Annotated in this window: 19 protein-coding genes, 1 tRNA gene and 1 pseudogene; 7 read left to right on the top strand and 14 right to left on the bottom strand. The window is 72.6% G+C overall.

The window, feature by feature from the left end; translation table 11 throughout:
* Window positions 1-188: 188 nt before the first annotated feature.
* From NR072_RS00975 to NR072_RS00945, 8 genes are all read right to left on the bottom strand, one after another.
* Window positions 189-728, bottom strand: coding sequence for a hypothetical protein (locus NR072_RS00975; protein WP_080555874.1), 540 nt, complete (start codon window positions 726-728; stop codon window positions 189-191).
* On the bottom strand, window positions 679-1,965 hold the full coding sequence (locus NR072_RS00970; protein ID WP_024034594.1) for a relaxase/mobilization nuclease domain-containing protein: 1,287 nt from the start codon (window positions 1,963-1,965) through the stop codon (window positions 679-681). Before NR072_RS00970 ends, NR072_RS00975 begins: the two co-directional genes overlap by 50 nt.
* Window positions 1,962-2,552, bottom strand: coding sequence for a hypothetical protein (locus NR072_RS00965; RefSeq protein WP_010079211.1), 591 nt, complete (start codon window positions 2,550-2,552; stop codon window positions 1,962-1,964). Before NR072_RS00965 ends, NR072_RS00970 begins: the two co-directional genes overlap by 4 nt.
* Complete coding sequence (locus NR072_RS00960; protein ID WP_170079787.1) at window positions 2,549-3,970, bottom strand: Rep family protein; 1,422 nt, start codon at window positions 3,968-3,970, stop codon at window positions 2,549-2,551. The genes NR072_RS00965 and NR072_RS00960 overlap by 4 nt, the downstream gene beginning before the upstream one ends.
* A 342-nt stretch (window positions 3,971-4,312) precedes the next feature.
* Complete coding sequence (locus NR072_RS00955; protein ID WP_007321353.1) at window positions 4,313-4,561, bottom strand: hypothetical protein; 249 nt, start codon at window positions 4,559-4,561, stop codon at window positions 4,313-4,315.
* Complete coding sequence (locus NR072_RS11450) at window positions 4,561-4,773, bottom strand: hypothetical protein (RefSeq protein WP_080555871.1); 213 nt, start codon at window positions 4,771-4,773, stop codon at window positions 4,561-4,563. Before NR072_RS11450 ends, NR072_RS00955 begins: the two co-directional genes overlap by 1 nt.
* A gap of 181 nt (window positions 4,774-4,954) precedes the next feature.
* Window positions 4,955-6,391, bottom strand: a complete 1,437-nt coding sequence (locus NR072_RS00950; protein WP_070708917.1) for a recombinase family protein — start codon at window positions 6,389-6,391, stop codon at window positions 4,955-4,957.
* 43 nt (window positions 6,392-6,434) lie between these two features.
* Entirely contained in the window at window positions 6,435-6,689 is a 255-nt protein-coding gene (locus NR072_RS00945; RefSeq protein WP_100058355.1) for an LLM class flavin-dependent oxidoreductase, read from the bottom strand.
* Window positions 6,690-6,828: 139 nt separating this feature from the next.
* On the opposite strand from NR072_RS00945, the gene NR072_RS00940 reads away from it, so the two are divergent.
* The 3 genes from NR072_RS00940 (at window position 6,829) to NR072_RS00930 (ending at window position 10,077) form a co-directional block, all read left to right on the top strand.
* Window positions 6,829-7,245, top strand: coding sequence for an ankyrin repeat domain-containing protein (locus tag NR072_RS00940; protein WP_002856236.1), 417 nt, complete (start codon window positions 6,829-6,831; stop codon window positions 7,243-7,245).
* Between the two features lie 119 nt (window positions 7,246-7,364).
* Window positions 7,365-8,678 (top strand): tRNA dihydrouridine synthase DusB, encoded by a 1,314-nt coding sequence (gene dusB, locus NR072_RS00935; RefSeq protein WP_230594468.1) that lies wholly within the window; start codon window positions 7,365-7,367, stop codon window positions 8,676-8,678.
* On the top strand, window positions 8,671-10,077 hold the full coding sequence (locus NR072_RS00930) for a deoxyguanosinetriphosphate triphosphohydrolase (protein WP_041103528.1): 1,407 nt from the start codon (window positions 8,671-8,673) through the stop codon (window positions 10,075-10,077). The genes dusB and NR072_RS00930 overlap by 8 nt, the downstream gene beginning before the upstream one ends.
* An 18-nt stretch (window positions 10,078-10,095) precedes the next feature.
* Here NR072_RS00930 and NR072_RS00925 read toward each other — a convergent pair whose 3' ends face one another.
* The 5 genes from NR072_RS00925 to NR072_RS00905 all read right to left on the bottom strand — a co-directional run bounded on the left by NR072_RS00925 (window position 10,096) and on the right by NR072_RS00905 (window position 16,653).
* Complete coding sequence (locus tag NR072_RS00925; protein WP_197458565.1) at window positions 10,096-11,250, bottom strand: ABC transporter ATP-binding protein; 1,155 nt, start codon at window positions 11,248-11,250, stop codon at window positions 10,096-10,098.
* 5 nt (window positions 11,251-11,255) lie between these two features.
* Complete coding sequence (locus tag NR072_RS00920) at window positions 11,256-12,803, bottom strand: iron ABC transporter permease (protein ID WP_010079202.1); 1,548 nt, start codon at window positions 12,801-12,803, stop codon at window positions 11,256-11,258.
* Between the two features lie 77 nt (window positions 12,804-12,880).
* Window positions 12,881-13,972 carry an iron ABC transporter substrate-binding protein gene (locus NR072_RS00915; RefSeq protein ID WP_036317448.1) on the bottom strand — a complete coding sequence of 364 codons (1,092 nt, stop codon included), beginning with the start codon at window positions 13,970-13,972 and terminating at the stop codon, window positions 12,881-12,883.
* A gap of 106 nt (window positions 13,973-14,078) precedes the next feature.
* Window positions 14,079-14,957: an NAD-dependent deacylase gene (locus NR072_RS00910; RefSeq protein ID WP_254184211.1), complete on the bottom strand. Its 879-nt coding sequence runs from the start codon at window positions 14,955-14,957 to the stop codon at window positions 14,079-14,081.
* A gap of 112 nt (window positions 14,958-15,069) precedes the next feature.
* The gene (locus NR072_RS00905; RefSeq protein ID WP_256835836.1) at window positions 15,070-16,653 is read right to left on the bottom strand and encodes an anthranilate synthase component I family protein; all 1,584 of its coding nucleotides are present in this window, start codon (window positions 16,651-16,653) and stop codon (window positions 15,070-15,072) included.
* A gap of 32 nt (window positions 16,654-16,685) precedes the next feature.
* On the opposite strand from NR072_RS00905, the pseudogene NR072_RS00900 reads away from it, so the two are divergent.
* From NR072_RS00900 to dnaG, 3 genes and pseudogenes are all read left to right on the top strand, one after another.
* Window positions 16,686-17,556, top strand: a pseudogene (locus NR072_RS00900) (arsenic resistance protein).
* Window positions 17,557-17,618: 62 nt separating this feature from the next.
* On the top strand, window positions 17,619-17,864 hold the full coding sequence (locus NR072_RS00895) for a hypothetical protein (RefSeq protein ID WP_044659704.1): 246 nt from the start codon (window positions 17,619-17,621) through the stop codon (window positions 17,862-17,864).
* A gap of 30 nt (window positions 17,865-17,894) precedes the next feature.
* Window positions 17,895-19,805: a DNA primase gene (gene dnaG, locus NR072_RS00890; protein ID WP_210079213.1), complete on the top strand. Its 1,911-nt coding sequence runs from the start codon at window positions 17,895-17,897 to the stop codon at window positions 19,803-19,805.
* 81 nt (window positions 19,806-19,886) lie between these two features.
* Here the strand turns inward: dnaG and NR072_RS00885 are convergent, their stop codons facing one another.
* Window positions 19,887-20,552 (bottom strand): PepSY domain-containing protein, encoded by a 666-nt coding sequence (locus NR072_RS00885; protein WP_237069233.1) that lies wholly within the window; start codon window positions 20,550-20,552, stop codon window positions 19,887-19,889.
* A 203-nt stretch (window positions 20,553-20,755) separates the two neighbouring features.
* On the opposite strand from NR072_RS00885, the gene NR072_RS00880 reads away from it, so the two are divergent.
* Window positions 20,756-20,827 (top strand) — tRNA-Asn (locus tag NR072_RS00880).
* The last annotated feature ends 21 nt before the right edge of the window (window positions 20,828-20,848 follow it).

Here is a 20,848-nt window from a genome sequence, read left to right as displayed (position 1 = left end):
GCGGAGCCCTCGCAGGTATCGGAGGTTTCCTCGGCAACCCTTGGCTCATCGGTGCCGGGATCGCAGTCGGGGTGGCCGTCACAGCGGCGATCGTCCTCCGGCGACTGCGGCGGCACCGACGTCGCTCGACCGGCTGCTGCGGCAATCGTTCGACTACTGACCGGGGTCAGTAGTTCGAGTGGCTCCAGTCATCGTCGCCAGTTCGGCCACGTCGGCATCCCGCGACCCTTCCAGGTCTCCACGAGGCCAGCAACCCAGCGGACGGACGCGAAGACCCCGTAGCCGGCCGCCGCGAGGCCCGCGGCGATCACGAGCCAGCGCCCGATCCCGAGCCACACGCTACCGTCCACGTCCAGCGCCCACTGAGCGCCTGTGATGAGCCCAGCGATGCCCATCCAGAGCCCGGCGACGACCACCACCACCGGCAGGAGTGCGAGGCACATCGCGGCGGCGGCCGACCAGAGCTGACGGGCCTCCAGCTTCGCCGTGGCAGCGATGATCCGCTCGGCGCGCTCGTTCGATGCGTCGAGGTTTGCCGCGATCGTGGCAGACGCCTCCCCGGCGACCTGTTCGACGGCCTTCACGACTCGCTCCTCGGTGCGCTTTTCGATCCGCTGCACCGCGCCGCCGACCTGGCTGACGAGCTTCTGGTTCGCCGCGGCCTGCGCCTTGAGCCCCTCAATCGCCGATGCCGTAGCCGCGTGATTCCTCTGCGCCTCCGCGACCAAGCTCTGCGACGCGGCGTTCAAGCTCTCGCCGTTGAGACTCTGCGCGAACTCGCCGAGCGTGCTCGCGATCTCGTTCAGCCTGCTCTCGATACTCGCGATCCTCGCGGACGCGTCGCTGGAGGGCGAGGAGGTCGACGCCGAGGCCGTGATCCGCTCCAGCCGCCTCGTCGTCTCCTCGTCCATGACCTTCACGAACCCTGCGAGCTTCTTCTGCTGCTCGGCCAGCCGGTCGAGCCTCGCGTTCTGCGCCTCGACGGCGGCGAGGATCGAGGTCAACGCCTCCATCGTCTCCGGACTGTCGAGCTGCTGCTGCGATCCGCTCTGCGCGTTCTGCTGCTTCAGCCTGTCGAGCGCTGCGCTCATGTTCCTGCTCCTCCTGCTGCTGGTGATAGTCGAAGAACGCCTGCGCGCCCTCCGGGGTGAAGTCCGCCGAGAGTGCGCTCGCGCGCTTGCGGCGCTCGGCGCGTCCGGACTCGCCGCGGCGGTCCTCGATGTAGAGCGTCCAGGTCTCCTGCCCGGCGCGCTTGCCCTTCTTGCTGACGGGGCTGTGCAACCGCATCCGCGGCACCCGCTCCCCGTCATCGCCGAGCTGCTGGTTCTGCTCCTCGATCACCGCTTCGAGACCGGCCTTGTCCACCGCACGGGGATCAGCCAGGGCGGCGCTCATCCGGTCGCCCATCTCGCGGTCGAGCCCGCCCTCGGCGAAGTCCTCGCGGCGCAGCTCCCAGTCCTTCGGCGCGTGCTCCAGACGCTTCACGACCGAGAGACCGTGCTCGCGCATGAGCTCGTCGTTCGCTGACTGAACGCCCCGCTGGTTCCCGGCCTTGCGGTCGTGGAACGTGCGATAGTCCGAGAGCGCCTTCCCCGTCCGATTGCTGTGGTTGATGACCAAGATGTGGTTGTGCGGCTTCTTCCCGCGTCCGTCCACATGGCTCACCACGAGGCAGTCCGCGTTGGGGTGCATCTTCTTCGCGAGCTGGTAACCCAGATCGTTCACCCGCTGCACGTCCTCAGGATTCTTTGGGTCGAACTCGTCGTCGCTGAACGACTGCCTGTAGTGCAGCGCCTCGACGTCACGCTTCGTGTTCTGGGTGAGCGCGCGGGCGCGCGCCGAGAACGCGCCGGGGCCTCCCGGCACGTCGCCCGTGATCGCGACGCCGCGCTCGTCCTCCTTGCCCCGGATGTAGCGCTCGGTGTCGGCGGCGTTGGCGCTCGGACTGTAATGCGTCGTGCTCATGAGGCCGCCCGATCCCCGAGCAGCGCGCGGACCTCGTGCAGCAGCTCGATCAGCTCGGGCACCTCCGCCGACAGCGCCACCGGCTCACCCGCGCGAGCACGGCGGTCCAGGTCGTTGACGTTGATCGCGAGCGGGCGCACCTGGGCGGCCAGCTCCCGAGCATCAGCAGACGCCTGCACGCGCTCCTCGACCCCGAGCAGCTGCGCGGCCACGGCGGCATCCAGCTCCTCGCTCCGAGAGGCGTGCAGGGCATCGCGCACGACGGTCCGCACCCACGTGCTCGGAGCCAGCCCGAGCCGCTTCGCACGAGTGCGAAGCGCCGCGAGCGTGGCGTCATCGAAGCGGGTGTCGAGCCTCCCGCCGCCCCCACGACGACGCTTCGCGCCGCCGTGACTCTGGCGCACAGCCTCCGCATCAGCCCGACCGGTGTTCACCTGGGAGTCGGTCTGCTGCTCCACCTGTACGCCAGAGTGGCAAGCAGTAGCCGTGTCGGACGTTTCGCTGGCGCTCATGTCCTCCCCGGCTGCTTGCGAGGGGCCTCCGGCCCCCTCGACCCCCTGGAAGAGCGCATCGCGTTCGGTGCTCATGCGGCACCTCCGATCAGCGCCAGCGGCACGTCAGGGCTCCGCACCGCGAGCCCACCCAGCAGCTCAGCAACCGCGCCCTCCGCATCATGTTCGGCCGAGGTCTCCGGGCCGTAGGTCAGTTCCCGCGACCCGACGTTCTGGTGGTACGCGTTGCCGTACATACCGGGCGTGTGCGCGGCGGTCGGAACGCTGCACTGGTGCCACTCGTAGGGCTCGATCTTCCCGATGTGCTGCACGAGGTAACGATTGATGTCGTCGGCACGATAGACCTTCACGACCGAGGCCAGCCGGCGGATGAACTGGTCCAGCGCCTCGTCCACGTTGCCCTTCTGGCGGGCGTAGTAGAAGAACTCGACGGGCTCGATCGTCGCCGTGATGACGATGAGGCGCGGGGCGACCTCGCCCTTGTTCTTGTAGCGGGCCTTCGCAGGCGAGGCGTTGTACGGATCGAGCAGCAGCAGCCAGTCGTTCGCATCCATCGCCGAGGCCCGCAGATCGTCCAGCAGCAGCACTTCCTCGCCCCGCCAGTCATCAAGCGGGTTCCCCGTCGCGGCCCGGTAGACCTGCCACCGCTCGCCGTGCGCGTTCGCCGCGTTGATCGCCTCGGTAATGAAGTCCGTGGCGAACCGGGTCTTGCCGATCCCGGCATCCCCATGGACGAACACCACGTGCGTCGAGAACTCACCGGCGCGCAGCTTCGCCGCCGCCCGGTATGCGCGACGCTGGCCGTAGGCCGACAGCGCGTCGTCGATCTCCCGCTGATGCCGCGAGTAGATATCGAACAGCTCGTCCGTGAGCATGATCTGATCCCGCGTGATCTCACCTTGGAGAACGCGCTCCCGCATGTCCTCGAAGTTCTCGGCGACGATCTTCTTCTTCACGTGGGCGCGGCCCTTCAGCCACGTCTCCCGGCGCTGGGCGTCGATCCCGAGGTAGTCAGGCCCACGCACCGTGGCGACCTCCGAAGGCGCGTACTGGTGCTTGTCCGCGTACTTCACGTGCGTCAGATACGACAGCATGTTGTCGAAGGCGTACCGCCCGCGGCCAGGCTTCTCGACGTACTGGGGCTCGACGCCGATGCCGAACGCGAGCCGATCCAGCGGCGCACTCTTCGCACGGCTGGCGAACTTGATCACGGCGTGCAGGTGCTCGGGCTTCGGTTCGACCACCAGGGCCTTCTCCGTGTCACTCCAGACCTCGCGCTCGTCCCTGTCGTGCACGATGCCGTAGGCCTCGACGACCTGGCAGCCGGTGGCCTCGAGCCGCTGCACCACGTAGGCGAGGATCGCCTCGGCACCCTGCTGGAGCAGCGCGGCCCCGTTCGGGTCCTCGGCAGCCCAGGCCCAGTACGACGGATCGAGGTACTGCGTGAGCCCGATGCTCGTCGGGTTGTTCTCCTGCTTAGCCACGGCGACCACCCCCGCCGCGGGCGGCGCGGAGGGCCTCAGAGGGAGTGCGGCGCCTAAATGACCCCCTATTGACCCCCAAATGAGACCCCATATGATCCCGCGGGACCACGCGACGGAGCGAGGGCGGAACAGGCCGCTGACCAGGCATGTTGTTGCAAGGCGCGGCAATCGACAAGCCCTTGCCGCGCCCGTAGGAACGAATGGGGGTCTCGTAACTCTTGGAGTGCGAAGCACGGCTACGGGCAGCCATCACGACGACGGGCAGCCCGCCTTCGGCGGGTGCCAGGCCAGGCCCTCCGGGCGGGGTCAGGTTGGTGGGAGCGGTGCTGAGGTTGCGTGCGTCGGCGTACATCAGCGACCACCGCCCCGGCCGTAGCGCTTGATGACAGCCTGATGCGTGACGCCGAGGGCGTCGCCGATCCTGGCCCAGGTCACCCCATCGGCTCGGGCGTCGGCGACGGCGATCTCGACGGCCTCCTCCAGCACAGAGCGGAGCACGCCGAGGTCGTAGAGCTGGGCCTCGGCGTCGGCGAGGGACGGGTCGCCCTGACGCCAGCGGAAGCCGGTCAAGTGATCGAAGGCGGCGGAGTTCGCGCTCATCAGCGACCACCGCCCATCACAGAGGCAACGGCGGCGCGCTGGCGCGGGGTCAGCGGAGTGAGTGCCAGGCGCTCACCGGCTCGGCGGCCAGCGGCGCGGGCGGCGGCGATGACGGGATCGTGGCCGTCTGCCTGCGGAGAAGGAGCGGAGCCCTGATCGAGGCCAGGGCGGACGAGCGCGGATGCGCGGGGAACGTCGATAACGACAGACATCGGAAGTCCTCAGACATGAGTATCTTCCGGTTCCCCGCCACGGTAATTGGGCTGTTTGACCGGCTACTCATCCGGGAGCAGAACCCCGCGCTTCTAAGTCGCGGCCCCGGTGGGATCTTCTTGTCTGCAACCATTCTTCCATGACTCGACTCACCAGTGCAATGACGAGTCGAGTCATGAGTCAGTCGCGTCTCGGCTCGATCCGCACGAGATCGGGGTCGAACTTCACGTGACCCGGCATGATGGGCTCGATGGTCACCGTCACCAGCTCGTCCACGAGCATCCGGCGACGGTCCATGTCCAACGCCTTCCACTTCGACTCGACAACCTCGCGGCGCTCCGCGGTGCCGACCGGCTCATCGACCTCCGCCAGCAGCTTCGCCGCCACCGACACCGAGCGGTCGAGCAGCTCCGCGTCGATCTCGTCGATGCGAGCCTTCACGTCGTTGATCGCCGCCGTGATCTCCAGGACCGGCTGATGGATGTCGCGCAGCAGCGGGCTCAGCTCCTTCACCCGCTCGACCAGGGCGTTCCGTTCGGTCAGCAGTTCCTCGCGATCCGGCCCGGCGGCTTCCTGCGGCATCACGAGGTCGTGCACGTCCACGGACGACAGGCGCGTGAGCACCGCCTCGGTGACCATCGCATCGACGGGCTCGCGCTGGCGGGTGAGATGGAACTGCTCGCCACAACGGTACGTCGGCTGCTTGCGGCTGTTCGTCCCCGAGACGAGCGTCGCGCCGCACTTCCCACAGAGGCCGATCGTGGACAGGAGGTACTTCGGCTGATTGCCCTGCCTCGCCGACCTCCGCACGTTGTCCTCCAGCTTCGCCACCGCGGCCCGCCACGTCTGCTCGCCGACGATGGGCGGGAACGCCTCGCCCTGCACCGGGTACAGCTCGCCGGTCTTGTAGTGGCGGATGAAGCCAGCGTAGAGCGAGTTCGCCAGCAGATACCGCACAGCATCGACGGAGAACTCCGACCCGCGGGCGGTGAGGTGGCCAGCGCTGTTCAAGTCCTCCCGGATGCGACGGATCGAAAGCGACGGCTCACCGAGGAACGCATCGAAGGCCCGCCGAACTGCGGCGGCCTCCTCCTCGATCAGCTCGCCCTCCCTCGTCCAACCGAACGCCTTCCAGGTGGACGCCGGGATGCCTTCGGCGCGGCGGCGCTCGTTCGACCTGATCTGCCGCTCCGCCTTGCGTCGAGCCTCGAACCGGGCGAGAGCGGCGAGCATCGTCGCTCGGAACTCTCCGTCGGCCGTCGAGAGGTCGATCTCGCCGTCCACTGTGACGACGCGCAGGCCGAGGTCGATCAGCGTGTTGAGGTCCTTCGTGCTCCGCAGCAGTCGGTCCATGTCCACGGCGACGACCATCGAGAATCGACCTGCTCGGGCGTCGTCCAACATCTCGGCCCAGCGGGTGCCAGCTCGACGCTTCTTCGTCGCCGACACCGCGTTGTCCTCGTAGACCTCGACCACGTTCCAGTCCTTGGCCTCGGCCAATGCCCTGATCTTCCTCAGTTGTGTATCGACCGTCCAGCGGTCGCCTTTGCGGTCCATGGAGGCGCGGACGTAGGCCGCCACCTCGTTCGTCTTCCTCAGCGCTACCAGTTCGACCATGCAACCAAGCTTACGTGGACGAGTGTTGCAACCCCGACATGCGCTACCGCAGGTCGATCACGCCGGTGCCGAGGCTGATCCGCTCGGTGCGGGCGGCCATCGCGGCGAGGATCGGGAACGGCGAGGAGAACATCCGCTGGAAGTGGTGGACGCGGAGCCAGGCGCCGTCGAGCCCGGCGTCCTCGGCGGCCACGGCCATGGCGACGACGTCGTCGAGGGCCTGCCGCGCGTCCGGTTCGGCGCCGGGACGGTGGATCCAGTGGCCGAAGTTGAGGAAGCCGAGGTGCTTGCGGGTCATGCCGGGTGCAACCGCGGGGCGGGCGGGGCTGTTCCCGGTGCTCGTCTGACCGCCGGCCGGCGACATCACCTGCGGGCAGACCCGCGGAGATGTCGCTGCGGAGCGGTCGATCGTCGCGGCGTCCGCCATACTGGCGGGCATGAGTGAGCAGTGGAGCGAGAAGGACATCGAGCTGGCGAACCGGCTCTTCGACATGGCGCGTGACGGGGACACGGCCCAGCTGAAGGCGTACCTGGACGCCGGGGTGAGCACGCGCCTGCGCAACCACGCGGGCGACTCCTTCCTCACGCTCGCCGCCTATCACGAGCACCCGGACACGGTGGCGATGCTGATCGAGGCCGGCGCCGAGATCGAGCACGCCAACGATCGCGGCCAGCGCGCCCTGACCTGCGCCACGTTCAAACGGGATGTCGCCTCGATGCGGCATCTGCTCGCGGCCGGTGCGGACCCGGACGCGGGCACCCCCTCGGCGCGTCAGACCGCTCAGATGTTCGCCGGTGCTGACCTGCTGGCGGTGCTCGACGGCGGGGACGCGGCGCCGGCGTCGGAGGCCTGACCCGCCGGGAGGACGGTCTGCCCGTCCCGGCGGGGTGCCTCTGCGATCGCCTCCCAGCGGGCCTCGTCGTGGGGCACGGTGACGCGGGTGCCGGGCGGAATGGAAGAATGGGGTCCGACATGACTTCTTCCCACACCCTCCCCGCCGCGGCGGCGGTCGACGGCGCCCCCGACGTCGTCGACCCCCACGCAGCGCACTACGCCAAGTCCGCCGGTGCGGGCCGCCGCATCACCGACGACGATCAGCTCCACGAGGCCCGCCACCCCGCCCCGACGACGGACCGCCTGGCCCTGCCCCCGCTGCGGCTGGGGCCGCTGACCATCGACGTCCCCGTGGTGCTCGCCCCGATGGCCGGCATCACCAACACGGCGTTCCGCCGCCTGTGCCGCGAGTACGGTGGCGGCCTCTACGTCAACGAGATGGTCACGGCCCGCGCGCTGGTCGAGCGGAAGCCCGAGTCGATGCGGATCATCCAGCACGACCCGGACGAGGTGCCCCGCTCCGTGCAGCTCTACTCCGTGGACCCGGTCACCACCGGCGCGGCGGTGCGGATGCTGGTCGAGGAGGACCGCTGCGACCACATCGACATGAACTTCGGCTGCCCCGTGCCCAAGGTGACCCGCCGCGGCGGCGGCTCGGCCCTGCCGTGGAAGTCGGAGCTGTTCGCCTCGATCGTGAAGGCCGCCGTCACCGAGGCGGCCAAGAAGGACATCCCGGTGACCGTGAAGATGCGTCGCGGCATCGACGAGGACCACCTGACCTTCCTCGACGCCGGCCGCACGGCCCGCGACCTCGGCGTCGCCGCCGTCGCCCTCCACGGCCGCACCACCCGCCAGTTCTACTCGGGGACCGCCGTGTGGGACGACATCGCCCGGCTGCGCGAGGCCCTGCCGGACATCCCCGTGCTCGGCAACGGCGACATCTGGTCCGCGGAGGACGCCATCGCGATGGTCGAGCGCACGGGCGTGGACGGCGTCGTGATCGGCCGCGGCTGCCAGGGAAGGCCCTGGCTGTTCGGGGATCTGCAGGCCGCGTTCGAGGGCCGCCAGGACCGGTTCCACCCGACCCTGGGCATGGTCGCGGACACGCTGTACCGCCACGCCGAGCTGCTCGTGGACACCTTCGGCGGCGACGAGCTCAAGGCGCTACGGGACATCCGCAAGCACGTGGCCTGGTACTTCAAGGGCTACCCCGTGGGCTCGGAGATCCGCACCGCCCTGGCGACCGTCCCGGACCTGGCCACGCTGCGCGAGATCCTCGCCCGCGTGGACCGGGACCAGCCCTACCCGGGCGAGGCCGCCGAGGGCCCGCGCGGCCGGGCCGGCGCCCCCAAGCGCCCGCACCTGCCGGACGGCTGGCTCGACTCCCGCGAGCTCAATGCCGAGCAGCAGGCCATGATCGCGGCCGCCGAGCTGGACGTCTCCGGTGGCTGAGCCCACGACGCCGGAGCCCGCCGCCGGAGTGCCCGCCGCGCCGTCGTCGCCCTGGACCGGCGCCGCCCACCAGCCGGTGCTGTTCGGCCCCGAGGGCCGGCCCCCGTATGCCGGCCGCGCCGTGCAGACCCCCGGCTACACGCCGTGGGACCGGGAGCGGTGGCTGCCCGAGCCGCCCAAGTCCTCGTACCGCTCGGACTTCGAGCGGGATCGTGCCCGCGTGCTGCACTCCGCGGGCCTGCGCCGGCTGGGGGCCAAGACCCAGGTGGTCGCCCCGGACGCGGACGACTTCGCCCGCACCCGCCTGACGCACTCGCTCGAGGTGGCGCAGGTGGGGCGTGAGCTCGGCCGGTCGCTGGGCTGCGACCCCGACCTCGTGGACACCGCCTGCCTGTCCCACGACCTCGGCCACCCGCCCTTCGGGCACAACGGGGAGAAGGCGCTCGACGCGCTCAGCGAGGACGTCGGCGGCTTCGAGGGCAACGCCCAGACCCTGCGCCTGCTGGCCCGCCTCGAGCAGAAGAAGCTCTTCGCGGACGGCTCCTCCGCGGGCCTGAACCTCACGCGCGCCGCCCTCGACGCCGCATGCAAGTACCCGTGGACCCGTGAGGACGCCCCGCTGCGCCCCGACGGCACGCGTTCGCGCAAGTTCGGCGTCTACGAGGACGACCTGCCCGTGTTCCGCTGGTTCCGCGCCGGGGTGTCCGGCACGCGCACGTCCATGGAGGCCCAGGTCATGGACCTCGCGGACGACATCTCCTACTCCGTGCACGACGTCGAGGACGGCGTGGTCAACGCCGTGTTCCAGCTCAAGTGGCTGGCCATCCCGGAGCATCGGCAGCGCGTCGTGGAGACCACCCGCCAGTGGTACCTGCCGCACACGGACCCGGCCGAGGTCGACGCGGCCCTGGCCCGCCTCGAGGCCACCGACGTGTGGGTCTCCGAGATGGACGGCTCCCGGCGGGCACTCGCGGCGATGAAGGACATGACGAGCCAGCTGATCGGCCGGTTCTGCAGCGCCGCCTTCGACGCCACGCGCCAGGTGTTCGGCAACGAGCCGCTCACCCGCCACGGCGCCGACGTCGTGGTGCCCGAGGAGACGGAGACCGAGATCGCCGTGATGAAGGGCATCGCGGCGGCCTACGTGATGACCGCCGAGCAGCGCCAGCCGCTCTACGCGCGGCAGCGCGAGGTGCTCGCGGAGCTCGTGGCGCTGCTCGACGCGACGGGGGACCGGTACCTCGAGCCGATGTTCACGTTCGACTGGGCGCAGGCCCCCGACGACGCCGCCCGGCGGCGCGTGGTGATCGACCAGATCGCCTCGCTCACCGATTCGACCGCCGTCGAGTGGCATCACACCCTGGTGCAGGGCGCGGAGTTCCGGCGCGTCTGGATCTGAGGGGCCGCCCCGGGCCGGTCACTCGCCCGGGGCGACGACGGCGCACGGGCCCGCGAGCCGGACCCCGCAGGCGGCGTCGAGCGGGGGCAGCGCCCCCTCCACGCGGGCCTGGGCCCGGGTGCCGTCGGCCAGCTGGACCGTGGCCACCGAGTCGTGGCCGCGGTAGTCCACGTCCACCACGGTGGCGGGCGTCCAGACGCGCGCGGCCTCGACCCCGTCCACGTCAACGGTCGGGTCGAGGGTGCCGCGCACGTGCTCGGGGCGGACCACCACGAGGTCCCCGGGCACAGCCGTGGCCGCACGCGCCCCGTGCAGGGGCACCGGGCCGAGGGCGGTGCGCCCGATCCGCCGGCCGCCGTCGCGCTCCGGCCCGGTCACGTCCAGCAGCGGCAGCAGGGAGGCCTCCCCGACGAACGCGGCGACCCAGGCGTCGGCCGGGTGCGCGTACACCTCGTCCGGCGTGCCCAGCTGGCGCAGGCGCCCGGCCCGCATCACGGCCGCGCGGTCGGCCATGGACAGGGCCTCGGACTGGTCGTGGGTGACGAGCACGGCCGTGGCGCCGTCCTCCTTCAGCGCCTGGCGCACGTCCCGGCGCAGGCCGCTGCGCAGGGAGGCGTCGAGGGCGCCGAAGGGCTCGTCCAGCAGGATCAGCGGCGGGCGCGGGGCCATCGCCCGGGCCAGGGCCACGCGCTGCTGCTGGCCGCCGGAGAGCTCGTGCGGCATGCGCTCGCCGTGGCCGGCGAGGTCCACGAGCTCGAGGCACTCCTGGATGCGGGCCATCCGCCCGGGCCGGCGGCGGCGCAGCCCGAAGCCCACGTTCTCCGCCACGCTCAGGTGCGGGAACAGGGCGCCGTCCTGGGGCACCACGGCCACGTGCCGGCGGTGGGCGGGCACGTGCACGCGGGGCAGGGCCACCACGGAGCCGGCAAGGCTGATGCGGCCGGACTCGATGCGCTCGAAGCCGGCCAGGCAGCGCAGCAGCGTGGTCTTCCCGCAGCCGGAGGGGCCGAGCACGGCGAGCAGCTCGCCCGGCTCCAGGTCGAACTGCACGCCCTCCAGGACGGGCCCCTCCCCGTAGGAGGCGCCGAGGTCGGCCACGGACACGGCGTGGCCGACGCCGGGCCGGGGACCGGCCGGGCGGGACGCGCGGGTCGAGGCGGCGGGGGAGGGCATGGCGGTCATTCTGACACCTCGTTCGGGGTCGACGGGGCGCTCGAGCGGCCGCGCACGGCCGCGACGATCCCCGTGCGGTGGACCACCACCCACGTGGGCACCGCGGCGAGCAGCACGAGGGTGAGCGCGTAGGGGGCGGCCTCGGCGTACCGGCCCACGCTGGTGGCGTTCCACAGGCGGGTGGCGAGCGTGTCCATGCCGGTGGGCCGCAGCAGCAGCGTGGCGGGCAGCTCCTTCATGGCGGTGAGGGCCACCAGCGCGACGCCGGCGCCCACCCCCGGCAGCGCCAGCGGCAGGGTCACGCGGCGCAGCACCTCGGCGCCCGAGGAGCCCAGGGACCGGGCCGCCTCCTCGAGGGCAGGGGAGGACTGGGCGACGGCCCCGGCCACCGACGTGACCGCCAGCGGCAGGAACAGGGTGGCGTAGGCGAAGGCCACCATCCACGTGGTCTGGTAGAGCGCCGGGACCAGGGAGACCCCGAGGAACACGAGGGAGAGCCCCACGACGACGCCGGGCAGCCCGTGCGCGAGGAACGCGGCGCGCTCGGCGATCCGGGAGACGCGCCCCGGGTGGCGGGCGGCGAGGATGCCGATCGGCAGGGCGAGGGCGAGGGTGAGCGCCGCGCCCGCGCCCGCCAGGACCACGGAGCCGGAGACGGCGTCGAGCCAGCGGTCCCGGACGGCGGACAGGGACGTGCCCTCGCCCATCCAGCGGACCAGGCTCACCGCGGGCACGCCCAGCGCGGCGCCCGTGACCACGGCGAGGAGCCCGGTGCCGACCCAGCGGGACCGGCCCAGCCGGTGCACGCTGACCCGGCGGACCGTGCGACCGGAGCGGACGCCGTCGTCGGCCCGGCGGGTGCGGGACTCGCCCCAGAGCACCAGCACCGTCAGCAGCACGAGCACGGTGGCCAGGGTGAGGGCGAGCTGCCGGTTGAAGCCCACCTCGAGCGCCGTGAAGATCGCCCGGGTGAAGGTGTCCAGGCGCAGGATGGCCACGGCGCCGAAGTCGGAGAGCACGTAGAGGGCCACCAGCAGGGCGCCGCCGGCGATCGCCGGGCGCACTTGGGCGAGCGTGACGGTGAACAGCGTGGCGGCGGGGCCGCGGCCGAGCGAGCGGGCCACGTCCTCCTGGCCGGGGTCGATGCGGGAGAGCGCGGCCGCCACCGGCAGGTATACGTACGGGTACGTGTAGAGGGTCATCACCGTCACCGCGGCCCAGAACCCCTCGAAGCGCCCCGCCTCCACGCCGGGCAGCAGGTCCGAGACGGACACCCACGTGAACGCCGCCACGTAGGAGGGCACGGCCAGCGGCAGCGCCAGCAGGACGGCCAGCAGGCCGCGGCCGGGCGTGTCGGTGCGGGTGACGAGCCAGGCGGCGCCCACGCCGATCACCAGGCACAGCGCGGTCACCACGGCGGTGAGCGCGAGCGAGGTGGCGGCCAGGGCGCCCACGCGCGGGCTCACGACGGCGTCCAGCCAGGGGCCGAACCCGCCCTGGGCGGTGCGCAGGAACAGGTAGCCGATGGGGACGAGCGCGACCGCCGCGGCCACGAGGGCCGCGGCGGTCAGCGCCGCGGGAGCGCGCCGTCCGCGCGTGCGGCGGACGGCCGGCTCCGGCGCTCGGGGGGTCAGAGCAGGCCCGCCTCCTGGATCATCTGGATGGTGGTCTGGAGGTCGTCCAGGTCGTTGAGGTCCACGTCGGGGGCCTTGACCTCGGAGAGCTCCGGGAAGCCGGCCGGCTGCTCCACGCCCTCCACGAGCGGGTACTCGCCGGTCTCCTCGGCGAAGTACGACTGACCGTCCTCGGAGAGAAGGTACTCCACGAGGGCGGCGGCGTCGCCGTCCTCCTGCTCGCCCACCAGGCCCATGCCGGACACGTTCACCAGCGAGCCGAGGTCGCCGTCGGGGAAGAAGTGCAGGGACGCGCCCAGCTCCTCCGGGGCGACGCCCTTCTCCCGGGCCAGCTCGAACAGGTAGTAGTGGTTGACCAGGCCGGTGTCCAGGGTGCCGGCGTCCACGTCGGCGAGGATCTCGCCGTTCTTCTCGCGGCGCTGCGGGTCGTTGGCGGCGAAGTCCTCGAGCCAGGTCCGGGCCTCGTCCTCGCCCTTCTGCAGGCGAAGGGCGGTGACGAACGTCTGGAAGGACGCGTTGGTGGGGGCGACGCCGACGCGGCCCTTCCACTTCGGATCGGTCAGCTCGTCGACCGACGTCGGGAGGTCGGCCTCGGGGACCTTCTCCTCGTTGTAGGCCAGCACGCGGACGCGGCCGGTCAGGCCGACCCAGTCGCCCTCGTCGTCCCGGTAGGTCTCGGGCACGCGGTCCAGGGTCTCCTGGGCGAGGGGCGTGAACAGGCCCTCCTTGGCGACGGCGCCGAGCGCGCCCGCATCCTGGGAGAGGAACACGTCGGCGGGGGAGCCCTCGCCCTCCTCGATCAGCTGCGCGGCCATGGCGGGGGTCTTGTCGTAGCGGACCTCCACCTCGATGCCGGTCTCGTCGGTGAACTCGTCCAGGATCGGCTGGACGAGGTCCTCGCTGCGGCCCGAGTACAGGGTGACCTTCTTGTCCGACTCGGCGGCGGAGGCGGAGCCGGACGCCGCGCCGGACGCGGAGTCCGAGCCGGAGCCGCCGGTGCCGCCGGCGCAGGCGGTCAGGGCGAGCAGCAGCGTGGCGGACACGGCCGAGAGGCGGACACCACGCGAGAGGGCGCGGGACTGGGGCATGGCAATCTCGATTCGGGAGGAGTGGCGGGGGCGGCGCCGCGGGCCAGGGGTTCCTGGCGGGCCGGCAAGGGGAGCCTATTAAGTCATGCGTGTGTTGTCTATTGCGTCACCATGTGACGTGCCTCGCAGTCGACAAGGCCCCCGACGGCCCGGGCCAGACGCCGGCGACGAGCGCGGGCAGCACCGCCCCGGCCGAGCCGCGCAGCGCGTGCGTCACCGCGCCGCTCAGCTCGGTCTCCACGGGGTTCACCTCGACGACGGCGGCCCCGGCCCCCAGCGCCACGAACGGCAGGGACGCCGCCGGCTGAACGATGCCCGACGTCCCGACGACGACGCACAGGTCGCAGTCCTCGAGCGCGGCGAACGCCCGGTCCCAGGGCTCGGCCGGCAGCATCTCCCCGAACCACACGATCCCCGGGCGGATCAGCCCGTCCCCGCACACGGTGCAGGCCGGCGGTGCCTCGCGGAGCATCGCCTCGAGGTCGGCCTCGGAGCCGGTCGTCGCCTCGTCCGCGGGCGCGCCCGGGCCGACGTCGGCGGGGGCCCCGCAGTCCGCGCAGCGGTGCTCGAACAGGGACCCGTGCAGGTGCGCGAGGACCCGGGCGCCGGCGCGCTCGTGCAGGTCGTCCACGTTCTGGGTGACCACCTCCAGGCCGGGTGTGCGGCGCTGCCAGGCGGCGACGGCGTCGTGCCCCGGATTCGGTCGGCGGGCCCGCACCATCCGGGCACGCCAACGGTACCAGGACCACACGAGCGCGGGATCCGCGAGGAACGCCTCCTCCGTGGCGAGCTCCTCCGCGGAGAACCGCTCCCACAGGCCGGTCTGGGCGTCGCGGAACGTGGGGATGCCGGACTCGGCGCTCATCCCCGCCCCGGAGAGCACCACGGGACGCTCGGCGGCGGCCACGAGCGCGCGGACGGCGTCCAGCGCGTCAGGGTCGAGGTCGGGGGCGGAGGCGGCGAGGACGGGGTGCGGATCGGCCATGTCCCCAGCCTAGGCAGGCCGCACGGGTGGGCGCCCCCCTCGTTTGGGGGCGGTTTGCGGCGTTATTCCGTCGGAATACCGCCGAATATCGCCCCCGAACCACAGGGTGGGGTCAGGCGACGTCGGGCGCCGTCGTCGGCAGGCCCGTGCCGGCGGCGCGGGCGAGGGCCCGGCGCAGGCCGCGGGCCTTGATGAGGACCTCGTCGTGCTCGGCGGCCGGGTCAGAGTCCGCGACGATCGCCCCGCCGGCCCCCACGGACCAGCGGCCCCCGGCGAGCACGGCCGTGCGGATCACGACGGACAACGACGTCGTCCCGTCCGCGCTCAGCATCCCCAGCGCCCCGGAGTAGACCCCGCGCGGGGAGGCCTCCCACGCGGCCAGCAGCTCGACGCTGCGGCGCTTCGGCGCGCCCGTCATCGACCCGCCGGGGAACAGCGACCGCACCACGTCCACGGGTTCGATGCCGGCCCGCGCGGTCCCCGTGACCGTGGAGACGAGCTGGTGGACGCTCGCGTAGCTCTCCACCGCCATGAGGGAGGGCACCTGCACGGAGCCGGGCTCGCACACGCGGGAGAGGTCGTTGCGCAGCAGGTCCACGATCATGAGGTTCTCGGCGCGCGTCTTGGGGTCGGCGGCGAGCGCGCGGGCGGCCTCGGCGTCCCCGGCCGGGTCGGCCAGTCGGGCGGCGGTGCCCTTGATCGGCTTGGTGCTGTACCGGCCCTCGCGCCCGGAGAGGAAGCGCTCGGGGGAGGCGGAGACCACGGCCCACCGGCGGGAGCCCGTGCCGTGCTCCAGCAGCGCCGCATACGGGGCCGGCTGGTGCGCGGCGAGCTCGTGGAAGAGGACCAGCGGGTCCACGCGCAGCCCGGGATCGGCGTCGAAGCGGGTGGTCAGGCACAGCTCGTAGGAGTCGCCGGCGTGCAGCGCGGCGCGGCAGCGGGCGATCTGCTCGGCGTACGCCGCCCGGTCCTCGCGCCACGTGCCCGGCGCCTCCTCATCGGCCCGCGGCCCCGGGACGGCGTCCTGCGGCGGGGGGACGACGGCGTCGCCCGCCGCCGTCTCGAGAGCGCGGCGGGCCGCGGCGAGGGCGCGGCGCACGTCCGCCGCCCAGCGGTCGGCCCCGGCCTCCGCGGTGGTCGGATCGAGGGAGACGACGCAGCAGTGCAGCACCCCGGCCGCGTGGTCGGCCACGACGTAGCGGGACGGGCGCACCCAGAACTGCGCGGGCAGGGGCGCGGGGTCCTCGGCTCGACGTGAGGGCGGTGTCACCCCCAGATCCGCCAGGCCGAGCTCGTAGCCCAACCAGCCGACCAGGCCGCCGCGCAGGGGCAGCCCCTCGCCGCCGACCACCGGCCGGGGCGCGGCCGCAGCCGCGAGGCCCGCCCACGCGCGGTCCGGATCGGCGGGGTCGTCGTGCCGGACCAGGCGCGGTCCGGGGGAGGGCACACGGCCCTGCTCCTCGCCGAGCACGTCCAGGCCGTCGCCCGCCACGGACCAGCGGGCCTCGGCCGGGTCCGGCAGGGCCGAGTCCAGCCAGAACGACGCCGCCCCGCGCACCACCGCGTGTGCGTACACCGCGGCCACGGCGGTCGCCGCCGTGTGTCCGGCCGCCGCGAGCGCCGCGGCGTCGAGCGTGCGCACGGCCACGTGCAACGGGGTGGCAGCGGCCTCGGACGGTGCGGGGGCGGTGGGCATGGCCCCCAGCGTAGGGGTCAGCCCCCGCCGGGATCGCCGCGGGCGCCGTCGTCGGGTGGGCCGTGCCCGGGGCCGGCGCGTGGGCGGTGCTCGTCGAGCCGGTCCTCGCGCCGCTCCTGCTGGCGACGTTCCTGGTGGTGCCGGCGGTGGTGTTCGGGCTGAGTCGGTTCGTGGCCCACGACGACGTGCTGCTCGTGGGCGTGCTCCTCGTGCTGCTGGCCCCGTGCGTGGACTACGTCATCGCGTTCACCGCGCTCGCGGGCGGGGCGGCCGAGCGGCTGCTGGCGGCGGCTCCACTGCTCATGCTCGTCCAGCTGGTCGTGCTGCCCGTCCTGCCCGTGCTGCCCGTGCTGCTGCGCGTCGTCGCCGGCGAGGCGGCGGTGGCCGTGGTCGACGCCGGGCCGTTCGTCCGTGCCCTGGTCTTGCTGATCCTGGCGCCGCTCGCGCTCGCGGCGCTGCTCCAGTGGGGTGCGGTGCGCGGCCGCGGTGGGGTGCGGGTTCACGGCGGCGATGGTCCCGCTCATGGTCGTCACGCTGTTCACGGTGGTCGCCTCGCAGATCCGCGGGGCGGGGGAGCGGCTGCCCGCGCTGGCCGCCGTCGTGCCCCTGTTCGCGGCGTTCGCCGCCGTGATGGTGGCCCTCGGCGTGGTGGCTGCGCGGTGGACGCATCTCGACGTGCCCGCAGGACGGGCACTCGTGTTCTCGGGCGCGACGCGGAACTCCCTGGTCATGCTGCCGCTGGCCTTGGCCCTGCCGGCGAGCCTGGACCCGGCCCCGCTCGTGGTGGTGACGCAGACGCTCGTGGAGCTCGGGGTGATGGTGAGCCTCGTCCGGCTGGTGCCCCGGCTGCTGCCGCTGCACGGGCAGTCCGCGGGGGCGGGCGCGCGTCGAACCGTGACCTGACCGCCCAGAATGTTGCCTTCCCGTGACCGGAATCACGGTCGCGAGTCGCTATGGTGGGCGACATGAGCCTCTCGTTCGTGTCCTCGGCGCGCCGCCGTCACGGCGGCCTGGCTTCGGCCGCGCTGTTCCATCCGCTGGTCGAGGCGGCCACCGGCGCGCTGCCCGTCATCGACCCCGCCACCGGGCGCCCCGCGTCCGAGGGAGCGGGCGCGGCGCGGACCGAAGCGCCCCGCACGGCGGGGACCGGTCCTGCACAGGCCGCAGCGGAGGCCGAGCCGTCCACGGAGGCCGGTTCCGCTCGGGGCTGACCGCCCCGCCCCGTCCCTAGAATGGTCCGCATGGCTGGACTGATCGTGCGCAAGGACATCGACCTCGTCCGCGAGCGCACGGATCTGAAGGCCGTCGTGGAGGAGTTCGTCACTCTGCGCTCGGCGGGCGTGGGCTCATTCAAGGGGCTGTGCCCGTTCCACGATGAGCGGACGCCGTCGTTCCACGTGCGCCCCGGCGTGGGCACCTACCACTGCTTTGGCTGCGGCGCGCACGGGGACGTCATCAGCTTCCTCATGGAGTTGGAGCACACCACGTTCACGGAGACCGTGGAGCGGCTGGCGTCCCGCGTGGGGGTGGAGCTGCACTACGAGGACGGCGGCACCGGCCCGGACAAGGCGGAGACGGGGCGCCGTCGTCGCCTGTTCGAGGCGAACAAGGTGGCGGACGAGTTCTTCCGTCGTGCCCTCGGCTCGCCCGAGGCCCAGGCCGCCCGCGACTTCCTCACCCAGCGGGGATTCACGCAGGAGCACGCGACGCAGTTCGGCCTCGGGTACGCCCCGCAGGGGTGGTCGCATCTGCTGGACCACCTCCGGCAGCGCGGCTTCCGGGACGAGGAGCTGCGCGCCTCCGGGCTGGTGTCCGAGGGACAGCGCGGCCTGTACGACCGGTTCCGCGGCCGCCTGCTCTGGCCCATCCGGGACATGACCGGCGCGACCATCGGCTTCGGCGCCCGCAAGCTCTACGACGACGATCCCGGCCCCAAGTACCTGAACACCCCCGAGACGCCGCTCTACAAGAAGTCCCAGGTGCTCTACGGCATCGACCTGGCCAAGCGCACGATCGCCAAGGAACGCCAGCTGGTGCTCGTCGAGGGCTACACGGACGTGATGGCGGCCCACCTGGCCGGCGTCGGGACGGCCGTGGCCACGTGCGGCACCGCGTTCGGCGCGGACCACATCAAGGTGGCCCGTCGCCTGATCTCCGACGACGGCACGGGCGGCGAGGTGATCTTCACCTTCGACGGCGACGAGGCCGGGCAGAAGGCCGCGCTCAAGGCGTTCGACGAGGACCACCGGTTCCTCGCCAAGACGTTCGTGGCCGTGGAGCCCAGCGGCATGGACCCGTGCGACCTGCGCATGCAGAAGGGCGACGAGGCCGTGCGCGCGCTCATCGCCTCGCGGCGGCCGCTCTTCGAATTCGCGATCCGGGCGGGGCTGAAGGACTACGACCTGAACACCGTGGAGGGCCGCGCCGGCGCCCTGCGCCACGCGGCGCCGATCGTGGCGGGGATCAAGGACGCCGTCCTGCGCCCGGGCTACGAGCGGGAGTTGGCCGGCTGGCTCGGCCTGGACCCGAACGCCGTACACCGGGCCGTGGCCGCGGCCGGGCGCGCACCGCGGCGGGGGCCCGAGCCCGAGGCACGGCCGACCCCGGCGAGCGACGGGCAGGCGGTCGGGCCCCAGGGCCGCCACGGGGAGGCTGCCGCCCCGGCGCCGCGGATCGTGGTGCCGGTGGACCCGCGTGACCCCGTCGCCCGCCGGGAGCGGGAGTCCCTCGAGGTGGTGCTGCAGCACCCCACCCTGCTCTCCGCGGAGCAGTGGACCGCGCTGTACGCCGCCCGCTTCACGGTCCCGCAGTACGCCGCCGTCCACCAGGGCGTGAAGGTGGCCGGGTCGGCGGGGGCGACACCGCAGCGCTGGGTGGACGCCGTGCGGGACGCGGTGCCCCAGGAGGTGGCCGGCGTCGTCTCCGAGCTGGCCGTCCGCGACCTGCCCGCCCGCACTCCCGAGGATGTGGACCGGTACTGCCGGGACATCATGAACCGCCTGTTCGCCCTGCAGATCGTGCACCGCAAGGAGGAGCTGCTCGGGCGACTGCAGCGGCTCGGCCCCGAGGGCGACCCCGCCGAGTTCACCCGCCTCAACAGCGAGCTCATGGAACTGGAGGCGCGCCGCCGGGCCCTCCGTGCCGACGACTGACCCCCACCCGTTTTCGTTCGGGAAACGGCGGCTTCAGGGGCGTTTTCGTTCGGGAAACGGCGGTCCGCCAGCCGCGCGGCGTCAGTGCTCGTCGACCGTGAGCACCTCGCCGGACGTGGCGTCGATCTCGACCTCGGGGCCGTCGGAGCCGTCCTCGCGGTCGAACCCGACCTCCCACTGGAGGGTACCGTTGTCGTCGTCCAGGTCCATCTCGTCCAGGGTCACCCCGTCACGGCCCTCCCGGGCGGTGTCGAGGGCTTGCTTGGCGGTGACCTCGGCCTCCTTCGCCTTCTGGACGTCCTCGGAATCCGACTCGCGGTCGGTCTCGGTGATGTCGCCGTCGGCGGTGACGTCCAGCTCCTTCACCTCCTCGCCCACCACGACGTCGACCTCCCAGGTCGTGTCATCGTCGTCGGCATCCACCGCGACGATGATGCCGTCGGCGTACTTCTCCAGGACCGCGTCGATCACCGCGTGGGCGGGCTCGTCGGCCTGGCCGGTGGCCGAGCCGCTGCCGGCCGCGGCGGCCGTCGACGAGGCCGAAGCGGAGGAGGCTGATGACGACGCCGAGCCCGACGCGTCGTCCGTGGTGGGGGTGCTCGCCACCGCCGAGGAGGCGTCGACCCCCGGCGAGGCGGAGCCGTCGTCGCCGTTGTCGGAGGTGGTGCCGCAGGCCGCGAGGGCGAGGGCGGCGAGCATGCCCGTGCCGGTCAGGGCGGTCTTGCGTGTGAGGGTCGTGATGGTCATGGACACGTCTCTCCTTCGGGTCCGTTCCTGATGGTTTTGGGGTGTCCGCGCACCGTAGGCCCGCCGGAACCGTGCCTGGCAAGGGCCCGGTCCCCGGGCGTGGGTAGGACGACGACGGCGCCCCGCGGCCGGGTGGCGCGCAGGCAGGGGCTCTGGTAGAGTTCCATCCGTTGTCCGAACGGCTCCGGCGGTTCGCGGCACATTCCCCCGTAGCTCAACGGCAGAGCATTCGACTGTTAATCGAAGGGTTGTTGGTTCGAATCCAACCGGGGGAGCCGAGCAGAGGCCCCTGCACC

The organism is Micrococcus sp. Mcc89 (genome assembly GCF_024519795.1).
Taxonomy (GTDB): Bacteria; Actinomycetota; Actinomycetes; order Actinomycetales; family Micrococcaceae; genus Micrococcus; species Micrococcus luteus.
This window is presented reverse-complemented; position numbering and strand designations above follow the sequence as displayed.